Source organism: Methylobacterium sp. J-068 (genome assembly GCF_022829445.1).
Classification (GTDB): Bacteria; Pseudomonadota; Alphaproteobacteria; order Rhizobiales; family Beijerinckiaceae; genus Methylobacterium.
On sequence record NZ_JAKSXY010000125.1, the window covers coordinates 161,929 to 174,394 of the forward strand.

Consider the following 12,466-nt stretch of genomic DNA (forward strand, 5'->3'; position numbering starts at 1 on the left):
TTTGGAACCGCCTGTGCCGGATCGCTGCCGGGCGAAAGCTGCCGGGCCGCGGGCAGGTTTTGCCGAGCGCTTCCTGACGAACGTGTGACGCCGTCTCAAAAACCATGATCGAACAGTGCCTTAGCGCCGTTACTGGCTGGCCCGGCCCTTGCGCCGTCGCCGCCAGGGAGAGAGGCCGCGCATGACTTTTTCGGTGATCGACACGGATGTTTCGGCGGCACGCCGTTCGACCCCCGCCGCCGCCCGTTCGCGGGACACCGGCGCTGCGACCTTCACGATCGACCACGCCGAATCCGCGCGGACGGCTCCCGTCGGTTCAAAGCTCGCGGACGATCGTTCATCGGCCAAGCGCGCGGCGGCACAACGCAGCGAGACCTCGCGAACGGCAGCGTCCCAGGACAGGGCCGGCGAGACGGCAAGCGCCCGCCGCGCGAACGCGGGAGCGGAGAAGACGGACAGGACCGGCGACCGCGCCACCCGCGCGGCGGACGATTCCGCCTCGAAGACGCGCTCGCAGGAGCGGCCGACATCCGATCGGGCCCCGGTCGCGGGCGATCGGGACGGAGCCACCAAATCCAAAGCCGGTGCCTGCGCGCCGCAGGACTCGAGCGGGGCGGCCGACGGGACGGGTTCGGCCGGAGTTTCGCCCCAGGTGACCGGCAAGGAATCCACGGGCGAGCAGACCAAAGACGAGTCCAGTGACAAGGAGGCCACCGTCAAGGAAGGCGCGGCCGAGCCTCCGCCGCCAGTCCTCCCGCTGCCCATCGTGTCAGTGCCCCCGACATCAGCGACCATCGTGCAGGCCGCCGCGTCCGGTGCCCCGTCCGGAACCGCAAGCGAGCCCGCGCCCGAGACGCAGACGGGCGAAACCGCCGTCTCTAGCGCCAAGACCGGCGCCCTCGGTACGAAGACCGGCGCCGCGACCACGCAGAACGCCGCCGAGGCGCAGGCGGGTGCCCCCCTCGCCCTGCGGGTGCAGGCCCGCGCGGGACGCGCCGATGCGGACGAGGGCGGCGAGCGGGCGAAGACGACCCCCGAGGGGGACTTCGCCGCCGCGCTGAAGGCCGCCCCGGATGGCTCGACCGGGCCGACGCCCGCCCTGACGCCCCTCACCGCCGCGCCGGCCGCGACCCCGGATGTCGCGGCGCCGGCACCGTCCGGCCCCGGAACGCAGGCTCAGGCGCCGGTCCCCCTCGGCGCCGTGCCGATGACCATCGGTCTGCGCTCCATGGCCGGCAGCAACCAGTTCGAGATCCGCCTCGACCCGAAGGATCTGGGACGCATCGACGTCAACCTCGCGATCGACAAGGAGACGGGCACGGTCCAGGCCACCCTCGTGGTGGATCGGCCCGAGACCCTGGCGCTGCTTCAGCGCGATGCCGGCAACCTGCAGCAGGCCCTGTCCCAGGCCGGCCTCGATGCGCCGGACGGCAGCATCAGCCTGAGCCTGCGGAACGACGGCGGCGGCGGCGATGCCTCGCGCGGCTCGAATCCCGAGGGGGAGCGCGCGGGCGCCCGGGGCGGCGGGCGCGGCGGCGACAGCAACGAGACCCCCGTCCTGCCCTTACCCGTGCCGCTGCGCTTCTCCGGCGCCGCGCGCGGCCTCGACATCCGCATCTGAGGAACCGATCCCATGTCCACCGGCATCAGCAGCCTCGCGAGTACGGCCTCCACGAGCACGACCACGAAGACTTCGTCCCAGGAACTCGCCGGGAACTTTACGCAGTTCCTCACGCTGCTGACGACGCAGCTGAAGAACCAGAACCCCCTCGACCCGATGGACACCAACCAGTTCACGCAGCAGCTGGTGCAATATGCCGGCGTCGAGCAGCAGCTGAAGTCGAACGACCGGCTCGATTCGATCTTGACCAACGCCAAGTCTTCGAGCGCGGCCTCCGCCACCGGCTTCATCGGTCAGACGATCACGGCGGACGGCAAGACCACGGCGCTCAAGGACGGCTCGGCGACCTGGACCCTGACGCCCGCCCGCGCCGCCACCCAGGCCACGATCACGATCAGCGACGCCAAGGGCAACGTCGTGGCGACCCAGAGCAAGGCGCTCGCGGCCGGCGCCCAGAGCTTCGCCTGGGACGGCCGCTCCTCCACAGGCTTCACCTCGGCCAACGGAAACTATTCGATCAAGGTCGACGCCCTCGACGCGACGGGCACCAAGGTCAGCGTCGACACGAAGGTCAGCGGAACCGTCGACGGAATCGACCTCACCGGGACGGAACCGGTGCTCCTGCTCGGCACGTCGCGGGTTCCGGTCTCCTCGGTCCAGGACATCGGTTCCGGGTTGTCCACATGACGAACAGGCGAATCCAATGCGATTGATCCGCTTCAAGATATCTTAAGCGGCACCACCTAGCTTCCAATCTCGACAGGTCAGTCGAGTTGTAGAGCGTATCATGACCGAACCAAGCCGCCCGAGAGTGAAATACGTGATCGGGCCTGATGGAAGTCCGTTAACCATTGCGGACCTTCCGCCGACCACCACGCGGCGATGGGTGATCCGTCGCAAGGCCGAAGTGGTCGCCGCCGTCCGGGGCGGGTTGCTCAGTCTCGAGGAAGCCTGCCAGCGCTACACCCTCACCACCGAGGAATTCCTGAGCTGGCAGTTCTCCATCGACCAGCACGGTCTGGCCGGCCTGCGCACCACGCGCATCCAGCATTACCGCCACTGAGCCGACATCCACACGGATCCATCCCACACCGGAAGCCGCGTCCCCTCACCCGGGCGCGGCTTTCGTGTTTCTCGGGGCCCCCGCCGACGGCGCCCGCCCCGCTTCGTTCAGACTTGTTAACCCGGCGCTAACCATGGACTGGGCAAATTTTGCCGGCCGAGCGCGGAGGGTCCGTCGCTGCGGCTCGAGTGGGTGCGTCGCTTCGTGAAACCGGTCCTCGACCTCGTGACCAAGTTGGGCCCGGCGCGTCTCGCCGCCATGGCCGCCGTCACGATGACGCTGATCGGCTTCTTCGCCTTCGTGATTCTGCGGGTCTCGAAGCCCGACATGGGCGTCCTCTTCGCCGACCTGTCGATGTCGGATTCCTCCGCCGTGATCCGCGACCTCGACGCGCGCGGCATTCGCTACGAGACCCGCGGCGATGCGGGCCAGACCATCCTGGCGCCCCGCGCCGACCTGCCCCGCCTGCGCATGGATCTCGCCGGCAAGGGCCTGCCGAGCCAGGCCGGCGTCGGCTACGAGATCTTCGACAAGGGTGACGCCTTCTCGTCCACCAACTTCGTGCAGAACGTGAACCACCTGCGGGCGCTGGAGGGCGAATTGTCCCGCTCGATCCGCGCCATCGGCCGGGTCCAGGCGGCCCGCGTCCACCTGGTGATTCCGGAGCGCCGCCTGTTCGAGCGCGACCGGGAGACCCCGAGCGCCGCCATCGTCCTCAAGCTGATGGGAGACCTCGACGCCTCGCAGGTCCGGGCCATCCGCCACCTCGCGGCCTCGGCCGTGGAGGGCTTGAAGCCCGAGCGCGTCTCCATCGTGGACGAGCGCGGGCGCCTCCTCGCCGACGGCGCCAAGGGCGCCGAATCCGAGACCGGCGCGGGGATGGAGGAGAAGCAGGTCGGCATCGAGCGCCGGCTGCGCTCCCAGATCGAGGAGATCGTCGCCGGGATCGTCGGGGCCGGGCGCGCCCGCGTCCAGGTCAGCGCCGAACTCGACCTCAAGCGCGTCGAGAGCCGCTCGGAGAGCTACGATCCCGAGAGCCGTGTGGTGCGCTCCACCCAGACCCGCAGTGAGAACTCGCTCACCGGCGGCGCCGAGGGCGCGGTCAGCGTGGGCAACGAACTGCCCGGCGCCAACCAGCCCGGGCAGGCCCCGGCGCAGAAGGACTCGACGAACAAGAACGAGGAGACCACCAACTACGAGATCTCCCGCGTGACCAAGACGGAGATCGCCGAGGGCGGCCGGGTCAAGCGCCTCTCGGTGGCGGTGGTGGTCGATGGCGCCTACGTGCCGGGGCCGGACGGCAAGCCGGTCTATCAGCCTCGGCCGGCCGCCGAGGTCGACCGCATCGCCGCCCTGGTGCGGACGGCCATCGGGTTCGACAAGACGCGCGGCGATCAGGTCGAGGTCGTGAATCTGCGCTTCGCCGAAACCCCCGCCCAGGCCGAGTTCGTCGAGCCGACGCTGATTCAGTCGCTGCTCTCGCCCTCCAAGGAGGAGGTGATGCGCATCGTCGAGCTCGCGGTGCTCAGCATGCTGACGCTCATCGTGCTGATGGCGGTGGTGCGCCCGCTCCTGAAGAAGGTGCTGGCCTCCGATCCGCTCCAGATCGCCCTGGTGTCCGGAGCCGGCGCGGCCGGCGCCGTGGCGGGGGGCGCGGACGCCGCCCTGGCGCCGTCGGACAACCCCACCGCGCGCCTCGTCGATTTCGCGCAACTCAACGGCAAGGTCCAGGCCGAAACGGTGCAGCGCGTGGTCGACATGGTGCGCGCCAGCCCCAGCGAGACCGTCGAGGTCCTGCGCAACTGGATCCACGAATCCTGATGCCCGCCCCCTCCCTCCATGATGCCTTGAGGCGTTGAGACCATGTCCTCGGGACTGAACATCCAGGCGGAACTCGCCAAGGGCAACAACGGCGCCTTCGCCGCCATGACGGGCGCCCAGCGCGCGGCGGCCCTGCTGCTGCTGCTCGGTGAGAGCGAGGGCGCGCCGATCTGGCAGATGCTGGACGAGGACGAGATCAAGCTCGTCTCGCACGCCATGGTGCAGCTCGGCTCGCTCGAGGCCGAGACCGTCGAGAAGCTCATCGTCGACTTCGTGTCGCGCCTGTCCTCGGGTGGCGGCATCACCTCGAACTTCGAGCGGACCGAATCCCTGCTCCTGAAGATCTTCCCGACCGAGCAGGTCTCGGCGATCATGGCCGAGATCAAGGGCGCCTCCGGCAAGCGCGTCTGGGCGAGCCTGACGCAGATCGACCCCGAGATCCTGGCCTCGTTCCTGCGCAACGAGTACCCGCAGACCGTGGCGGTGGTGCTCTCCAAGGTGCGCTCGGACTACGCCGCGAAGGTGCTCACCATCCTGCCCGAGGACTTCGCCATCGACGTCCTCAACCGGATGCTGCGGATGGAGACGGTGCAGAAGGAGGCCCTGCGCCACATCGAGGAGACCCTGCGGGTCGAGTTCGTCTCGACGATCGCCCAGACCACCCGGCGCGACGCCCACGAACTCATGGCCGACGTCTTCAACGCCTTCGACCGCCAGACCGAGGGCCGCTTCCTCACCGCCCTGGATCAGGCCAATCGCGGTTCGGCCAAGAAGATCCGCCAGCTCATGTTCACCTTCGAGGACCTGCTCAAGCTCGATGCCGGCAGCGTGCAGACCCTCCTGCGCAAGGTCGACAACGAAACCCTGTGCCGCGCGCTCAAGGGCGCCGACGAGCGCGTGCGCACCTTCTTCCTTCGCAACATGTCCACGCGCGCGGCCAAGAACATCACCGACGAGATGGGTTCGCTCGGTCCCATCCGCCTGAAGGACGTCGACGAGGCCCAGGCCAAGATGACCGAACTCGCCAAGGAACTGGCCGAGAAGGGTGAGATCATGATCGCCAAGTCGAGCGGCGAGGAGGAGCTGGTCTATTGAACGCGCGCCGCTTCCTCTTCGAGACCGATTTCCGCCCCCGCGCGGACAATCCCGCCACCGTTCGGGAAGCCGCCGCCCTGGCGGAGGCCGTGGCACGGGCCGAGGCCGAGGGCCATGCGCGGGGCGTCCGCGAGGGTCAGGCCCTGGCCGAGCAGCAGATCCAGGCGCGGCTCTCGGACGCCATCACCCGACTCGGCCTCGCCGCCGCCGGCCTCATCGGCCAATCCGACGCCCGGGACCGGGAGCGCGAGGACGAGGCGATGGATTTCGCCATCGCGCTGGCGCGCAAGATCGCCGGCGAGGCCCTCGACGCGCATCCGCTGGCGGCCATCGGCGACGCGGCGCGCGCCGCGCTCCAGCACCTGCGCGGCGTTCCACACCTCGTGGTCCGGGTCCACGAGAGCCTCGTCGACGAGGCCGAGACCCTGGTGAAGCGCCTCGCGCGCGAGCGCGGCTTCGAGGGCCGGCTCGTGGTTCTGGGCGAGCCCGACCTCGCCCCCGGCGACGCCCGCATGGAATGGGCCGATGGCGGCGTGGTGCGCGACCGCGCCCGCATCGAGGCCGCCGTTCTCGATGCCGTCGGCATCGCCTCCTGATCCGTTCAAGCACCCCGAGAAAACACCATGTCCGACGATTTCAGCCTGCCCCAGCTCAACGGAATGGACGCGTCCTTCGACGGCCTCGGCACCGAGTCCATCCGCGAAACGCCGACCACCCCGAAGAGCGCGGCCGATCTCGAGCAGGTCTTCGACGTGCCCGTAATGGTCTCGGCGGTGCTCGGCTCCTCGCGCATGCCGATCGGCGACCTTCTCCGGCTCCAGCCCGGCGCCGTGCTCGAACTCGACCGCAAGGTCGGCGAGGCGATCGATATCTTCGTGAACAACCGCCTCGTGGCGCGGGGCGAGGTCGTGCTCGTGGAGGAGCGCCTGGGCGTGACGATGACCGAGATCATCAAGAGCGACCACTGAGCCTTCCTGCCCTTCCCGGCCGACGCGCGCCCGCGCGAAGCCAAACCTGACGGAGACCCTGGGCCATGCGGCTTCTCATCATCGGACGCCTCAACGGCGAGCTGATCACCGCCTCGAAGATCGCCATGAACCGGGGCGCGGCCGTCACCAACGCCGAGAGTCTCGCGCAGGGCCTCGCGGTGCTGCGCGCCAAGGGCGCCGACCTCATCATGATCGATGTCGGCCTCGCGATCCGTGACCTCGTCACGGCCCTCGCCGACGAGCGCATCCGCACCCCCGTCATCGCCTGCGGCGTGGCCACCGACGCGAAGGCGGCGGTGGCGGCGATCCAGGCGGGCGCGCGCGAGTACATTCCCCTGCCCCCCGATCCGGAGATGATCGCGGCCGTGCTGCAGGCGGTCTCCGAGGACGGCCGCGCCTTCGTCTGGCGCGACGCCTCCATGGAAAAGGTCGTCAAGCTCGCCGAGCAGGTCGCGCGCTCGGAGGCCTCCGTGCTCATCACGGGCGAGAGCGGCACCGGCAAGGAGGTGCTCGCCCGCCACGTCCACGGCAAGTCGAACCGCGCCGGCCGGCCCTTCGTCTCCGTGAACTGCGCGGCGATTCCCGAGGCCCTGCTCGAATCCGAGCTGTTCGGCCACGAGAAGGGCGCCTTCACGGGCGCCGTCGCCCGGCGCATCGGCCGGTTCGAGGAGGCGAACGGCGGCACCCTCCTGCTGGACGAGATCTCCGAGATGGACGTGCGGCTGCAATCGAAGCTGCTGCGCGCCCTGCAGGAGCGCGTGATCGACCGGGTCGGCGGCACCGCGCCGGTGAAGGTCGACATCCGCGTGCTCGCGACCTCGAACCGCAACCTCGTGGAGGAGGTCCGCAAGGGGACGTTCCGCGAGGACCTCTACTACCGGCTGAACGTCGTCCACCTGCGGCTGCCGGCCCTGCGCGAGCGCCCGGCCGACATCCTCGAGCTCGCCGCGCACTTCGCCCGCAAATACGCCGAGGTGAACGGCGTGCCCGTGCGCCCGCTCAGCGCCGAGGCGCAGGTGCTGGTGCGCGCCAATCCGTGGCGCGGCAACGTGCGTGAACTCGAGAACACGCTGCACCGCGCGGTCCTGCTGGCGTCGGGCTCCGAGATCGGCCCCGACGCCATCCTGACGCCCGAGGGCGACAGCATCGCGCCCGTCTCCGCCGGACCCGCCGAGCGCGCCGCGCGGGTGGCCGAGGCCGCCACGCGCGGCCTCGTCGGCCAGACCGTGGCGCAGGTGGAGTGCGACCTGATCCTCGACACCCTGGACCATTGCCTCGGCAACCGGACCCACGCCGCCAAGATCCTGGGCATCTCGATCCGGACCCTGCGCAACAAGCTCAACGAGTATGTCGATGCCGGCCTGTCGGTGGCCGAGCCCGGCAGCGTGCGGGCGGTGGCGGCCTACGGCTGAGGAACCGGCCGGCGGCACGCCGGCGCCCGCGCGCCGCCGGGATCAGGGCCGTTCGGCCGCCATCTGCACCGAATGGGCGCGCTCGAGCTTCTCGAAGGACACGAACCGGGCGATGTCGGCCTCGACGTCGCGGATCGTCTCCTCGACGAGGTGCTGCTGTAGGGCGATGCGCGGATCGTCGGGCGGGAGCCCGTCCCGGGCCTGCAGGCGCTCGACGGCCTGCTTCACGACGCCGTAGACGGTCTCGCGCTCGGCGCGGGACATGGCGGGGTTGACGGCGCGCGCGATGAGGTCGCTGAACTCGGACATGCGGGATACGAAGCCGTGGACGGTCGATGGGACTTTAGAGCCGTTGGTCGTTGATACCGGCGATGATCAGCGCGATCGAGGTCCAGCCCACGAGGCAGCAGAAGAAGACCACCAGGATCGCGCGGCCGCGCATCGGATAGAGCGAATCGTCCGGCAGCGCCGGCTCGACGAAGGTGGCGAGGAAGATCTGCTGCTTGCCGGCCGCGACGCGTGCCCGGTCGACGATCAGGTTGGCGGATTCGTTGAGTTTCGTCGCGATGGTGCGCTCGATCTGCAATTCTTCGTATTCGAGCAGCGCGCGCGTCATGTTGTTGGCTGCGTCGGCACCGTTCGCGCCATCGGTCGTGAGCTGATCCGTGAGCTTCTTGATCTGCTGGTCGAGGGCGGAGATCAGCGAGACCAGGTTCTGGACGCTGCGGGATTTCTCGTCGAGATTCGAGCCGCGCAGCACGATGAGATCGGATTCCGCCTTGTAGCGGTCCTTGCGCATGGCGGCGATCGTGGTCAGCGTCGTCTCGGCCGTCTTCAGCGGGTCGATGATCCCCCAGCGGTTGCGGAAGGTCTGAAGCGCCACGTGCGCCTTGCGCAGGCGCTCCTGCGCCTTGGTCGCCTCCGTCTCGGCATGGGCGAGCATGTCGGCCTGAGCGCGCCGGGAGATGTCGTTGATGAGGGTCTCGCTGCGCGCCACGACATCCTTGGCGATGGCCAGCGCATCCTCCGGGGTGAAGGCGCGGACGTAGAGAGTGATGATGCCCGAAATCACCTCGATCCGGGCCGAGACGTGCTTGCGCCAATACTTGACCAGTTCCTCGACCGGCTGGTCCGGATCGTAGCGTTCCCAAAAATCCACCTCGCGGCGGGAGAACATCTTCGAGACATGCAGAGCCTTCTCGACCGCGGAGACCAGGGTCTGGCTCTGGATGTAGTCCTTGACGATGAAGCTGTCCTGGCTGTTGTGCTTCTGGATCAGGCCGGCGGTGTTCCCGCCCACGGGCGAGCCGGCGCCGCCGCCGGCACTTTCGTCCATCGGCTCGACATTGCCGCGCACGGCGAACTGGGCCGTCGTGATGTACTGATCCGAGGCGAGAACGTAGAAATACGCCGCGGCCAGCGCGGTCGGCAGGAGCACGAAGACCGCGAATTGCTTGAGAATGCCGCCGATGATGTTCTTCGGTCGGGATGCGGGCGGCCGGATGATCGGCAGGCGCCGCCAGTCCAATCGCTCCCGCGTCCGGCGCAACAGCGCCGGTAGGCCGCCGGGCCGGACCGGGTCGACCGTCTCGGCATTCCGTCGCAGATCCGGCACCGAGCGAAGCGCGAGGTCGATCACCCCACGCAGCCGGTCCGTCTGCTTGACCTCGTCGACCTTCATCGATTCCTATTCCCGGGGCTCGGCGTGGCCGGGACGCGCGCGCTCACCGCCACGAACCGCGATCCTGGTGGGTCCAAACGACGATGCAAATGGTCACGCCTGCGGAGCCCTCTCGACAGCCTGCCGTTGTCCCGCCGAATCCCGTGTTTTTCGGCCCTTTTTAAGGCGCCGCTCTCCGCTTGCCGCGATGCGAAGAGCGTACCTCACGAGGCGGACGCCGGAAATGCCCGGCGGGGATCTGATGGCGGGGACTTCATGGACAGCAGGACCGGCGAAAGCAAGGACGGGGTTCGGCCGGGTGCGACACGTGTCCGGCTCGCCCGCTCCAAATTCTCCGAACTCGTGCTCGTCTGCGCGAAATGCGCCAAGCGCCAGGGCCTGAAGAAGGGCGCCCTGCGCGGCCGGCTCAAGCGCGAACTGAAGGGACGGGCGCTGGCGGGCAAGCCCCGCGTGGTCGAGGTCGGGTGCCTCGGCCCCTGCCCGAAGCACGCGCTCGCGGTGGCCACCACCGAGAGTTTGGCGAAGCAGCGCATCCACCTCATCGACCCGGAATCGACGCCGGCCCAGACGGTCGACGCCCTGTTTCCCGATTTCGGCCCCAAGTGATTCCGACAAGCAAGGCACCCTGACAAAGATGCCCGGATACGTGGATCCTCCGACCTAGGACCCGAACGCCCTTGCCTTGAGGCTCCGGCGCCCGCTAGAGCCGTCCCGGATCGCGCCGGAGGGAACCAGCTTGGACGGGGACGCGCCTTGACCGATCCGACGTCCGGCACGGCCCGCACCGCTTCCGTGCGGGGATGGGGCCGCGCCCTGATGCGCCGGTTGCCGCTCGCCGGCACGCTGCTGGGCCTCGCGCTGGGCACCTGGCTCGTCGCCACGAACGACCTCGGGGCGATCGCGGATGCCTTCGGCCGGGTCGGCGCCCTCGGCCTGACCGCCATCGTGCTCCTGCGCGTCCTGATCCTGCTCCTCTGCGGGGTGGCCTGGGGGCAGACCGTCCGGGGGCTCGTGGGCCTGGGACGGGCCGGGTCGGGCGCCTTCCTGATCCTGCGCTTCGTGCGCGAGGGCATCAACGTGTTGCTGCCCGTGGCCTCCGTCGGCGGCGACGTGGTCGGCGGGCGCCTGCTGACCTTCTGGGGGGCCACGGGCGCCCTGGCGGCCGCCTCCATCATGGTGGACATGCTGTTCCAGGCCGGCACGCAGGCCGCCTTCGCCCTCCTCGGGGTCGGGCTGCTGCTGCAGGTCAGTGGCGAGGCCGCGCACGCCCTCGCGATCTGGGTCCTGCGCGCGCTGGCCGTCACCGCGCTCCTCCTGGCGGCATTCCTGGCAGCCCAGCGCAGCCCCGGCGTTCGGGCGGCGGCCCGGCGCGCGCTCGCCTGGGGTCGCCGGACCCTGCGCGGTGGCGGCACCGACCCGGCGCCGGGCGGCGGCGTCTACGACGCGCTCGACGCGGTCTGGGCCCCTGGCCGGAGTGGGCATCTCGCCGCCTCGGTCCTGCTGCACCTCGCGGCCTGGCTGATCGGGGCCGTCGAGATCGGGATCGCTCTGGCCTGCATCGGAAACCACTCCGTCGGTGTCGCCGAGATCCTCATCATCGAGGCGCTGAGCCAGGCCATCAAGTCGGCGGCCTTCCCGGTTCCGAGCGGCCTCGGGGTGCAGGAGGGCGGCTTCGTACTCCTCGGCGGGCTGTTCGGCATCGATGCCGGTACGGCACTCGCCCTCTCCCTGGTCAAGCGCGTGCCGGATGTGGTGCTCGGATTGCCGGCGCTGATCCTCTGGCAGATGATCGAGGCGCGGCGCGGCACGATCCTGCCGCCGCAAGGATAGGCGGGCGCATGGCCCGATCCGCGCGGCCCGGCGCCTCCGAGACCAATGTCCCTGGAAGCGTCCCCGAAGGGAGTGTCCTGGCCAGCCTCGTCCCCGTCGCGGCTCTCGTGGCCAGCATGGTTTCGCTGAGCGTCGGCACCTCGTTCGCCAAGCACCTGTTCGGGACGGTGGGCGCGGAGGGCACGACGGCCCTGCGGGTCGGCCTTGCGGCGCTGATCCTCGTCGTCCTGTGGCGCCCCTGGCGCCTCGGCCTGAGCCGGCGCGATCGCGGCGCGCTCCTCCTTTACGGTGCCGTGCTGGGCGCCATGAACCTCCTCTTCTACCTGTCCCTTAGGACGATCCCCCTCGGCCTCGCCATCGCCATCGAGTTCTCCGGCCCCCTGACGCTCGCCCTCGCCGCATCGCGAAAGATCGTCGATTTCGTCTGGATCGGCTGCGCGGTACTGGGACTGGCGCTGCTGCTGCCGGTGAGCGGCCTGTCCAGCGGGCTCGACCCCGTGGGTGTCGCCTGCGCGCTCGCGGCCGCCCTGTGCTGGGCGCTCTACATCGTCTGCGGCCAGCGCGTCGGCCATCTCCACGGCGGACGGGCGGTCGCCCTCGGCATGTCGGTGGCGGCCGTGGTGGTGCTGCCCTTCGGGATCGCGAGCGCGGGCGCGGCCTTGCTCGACCCGGCGATCCTCGCCTTCGGCCTCGGCGTCGCGGCGCTCTCCAGCGCCCTGCCCTATTCCCTGGAGATGGTCGCCCTGAAGCGCCTGCCCAAGCAGAGCTTCGGCGTGCTCCTGAGCCTCGAGCCCGCCATCGGCTCGCTGGCCGGCCTCGCCATCCTCGGTGAGCGCCTGAGCCCGACCGAGTGGTTCGCCATCGCCTGCATCGTCGTGGCGTCGGTGGGCAACACGGTGAGCACGCATCGCAGCCGCGCGGCGGCCACGCCGATCCCAACGCTTCCGGCCTGAA

The 12,466-nt window shown here is 69.9% G+C and carries 14 protein-coding genes; 11 read left to right on the forward strand and 3 right to left on the reverse strand.

Annotated elements, in window-relative coordinates:
- Window positions 1-129: 129 nt before the first annotated feature.
- On the reverse strand, window positions 130-663 hold the full coding sequence (locus MKK54_RS23785) for a hypothetical protein (RefSeq protein ID WP_244015011.1): 534 nt from the start codon (window positions 661-663) through the stop codon (window positions 130-132).
- Here MKK54_RS23785 and MKK54_RS24680 point away from each other — a divergent pair.
- From MKK54_RS24680 to MKK54_RS23825, 8 genes are all read left to right on the forward strand, one after another.
- Window positions 653-1,621, forward strand: coding sequence for a flagellar hook-length control protein FliK (locus MKK54_RS24680; protein ID WP_244015013.1), 969 nt, complete (start codon window positions 653-655; stop codon window positions 1,619-1,621). The genes MKK54_RS23785 and MKK54_RS24680 overlap by 11 nt on opposite strands.
- 12 nt (window positions 1,622-1,633) lie before the next feature.
- Window positions 1,634-2,308 (forward strand): flagellar hook assembly protein FlgD, encoded by a 675-nt coding sequence (locus MKK54_RS23795; RefSeq protein WP_244015015.1) that lies wholly within the window; start codon window positions 1,634-1,636, stop codon window positions 2,306-2,308.
- Between the two features lie 100 nt (window positions 2,309-2,408).
- Window positions 2,409-2,684: a DUF1153 domain-containing protein gene (locus MKK54_RS23800; RefSeq protein WP_018044452.1), complete on the forward strand. Its 276-nt coding sequence runs from the start codon at window positions 2,409-2,411 to the stop codon at window positions 2,682-2,684.
- A gap of 204 nt (window positions 2,685-2,888) precedes the next feature.
- On the forward strand, window positions 2,889-4,505 hold the full coding sequence (gene fliF, locus MKK54_RS23805; protein ID WP_244015017.1) for a flagellar basal-body MS-ring/collar protein FliF: 1,617 nt from the start codon (window positions 2,889-2,891) through the stop codon (window positions 4,503-4,505).
- A gap of 42 nt (window positions 4,506-4,547) precedes the next feature.
- Window positions 4,548-5,600 (forward strand): flagellar motor switch protein FliG, encoded by a 1,053-nt coding sequence (gene fliG, locus MKK54_RS23810; protein WP_244015019.1) that lies wholly within the window; start codon window positions 4,548-4,550, stop codon window positions 5,598-5,600.
- Window positions 5,597-6,196: a FliH/SctL family protein gene (locus MKK54_RS23815; protein WP_244015021.1), complete on the forward strand. Its 600-nt coding sequence runs from the start codon at window positions 5,597-5,599 to the stop codon at window positions 6,194-6,196. The genes fliG and MKK54_RS23815 overlap by 4 nt, the downstream gene beginning before the upstream one ends.
- Before the next feature lie 27 nt (window positions 6,197-6,223).
- Entirely contained in the window at window positions 6,224-6,568 is a 345-nt protein-coding gene (gene fliN / locus MKK54_RS23820; RefSeq protein ID WP_244015023.1) for a flagellar motor switch protein FliN, read from the forward strand.
- Window positions 6,569-6,633: 65 nt separating this feature from the next.
- Window positions 6,634-8,001: a sigma-54-dependent transcriptional regulator gene (locus tag MKK54_RS23825; RefSeq protein ID WP_244015025.1), complete on the forward strand. Its 1,368-nt coding sequence runs from the start codon at window positions 6,634-6,636 to the stop codon at window positions 7,999-8,001.
- Between the two features lie 42 nt (window positions 8,002-8,043).
- On the opposite strand, the gene MKK54_RS23830 is transcribed toward MKK54_RS23825, so the two are convergent.
- Both MKK54_RS23830 and MKK54_RS23835 read right to left on the reverse strand, forming a co-directional pair.
- Window positions 8,044-8,310, reverse strand: coding sequence for a hypothetical protein (locus MKK54_RS23830; protein ID WP_244015027.1), 267 nt, complete (start codon window positions 8,308-8,310; stop codon window positions 8,044-8,046).
- Window positions 8,311-8,344: 34 nt separating this feature from the next.
- Entirely contained in the window at window positions 8,345-9,682 is a 1,338-nt protein-coding gene (locus MKK54_RS23835) for a capsule biosynthesis protein (protein WP_244015029.1), read from the reverse strand.
- A 255-nt stretch (window positions 9,683-9,937) separates the two neighbouring features.
- Here MKK54_RS23835 and MKK54_RS23840 point away from each other — a divergent pair, with 255 nt between their 5' ends.
- The 3 genes from MKK54_RS23840 (at window position 9,938) to MKK54_RS23850 (ending at window position 12,465) form a co-directional block, all read left to right on the forward strand.
- Entirely contained in the window at window positions 9,938-10,288 is a 351-nt protein-coding gene (locus tag MKK54_RS23840; protein ID WP_244015031.1) for a (2Fe-2S) ferredoxin domain-containing protein, read from the forward strand.
- A gap of 210 nt (window positions 10,289-10,498) precedes the next feature.
- Window positions 10,499-11,512, forward strand: a complete 1,014-nt coding sequence (locus MKK54_RS23845; protein WP_244015270.1) for a lysylphosphatidylglycerol synthase domain-containing protein — start codon at window positions 10,499-10,501, stop codon at window positions 11,510-11,512.
- 116 nt (window positions 11,513-11,628) lie between these two features.
- Window positions 11,629-12,465 (forward strand): EamA family transporter, encoded by an 837-nt coding sequence (locus MKK54_RS23850; RefSeq protein WP_409564239.1) that lies wholly within the window; start codon window positions 11,629-11,631, stop codon window positions 12,463-12,465.
- Window position 12,466: the final 1 nt, after the last annotated feature.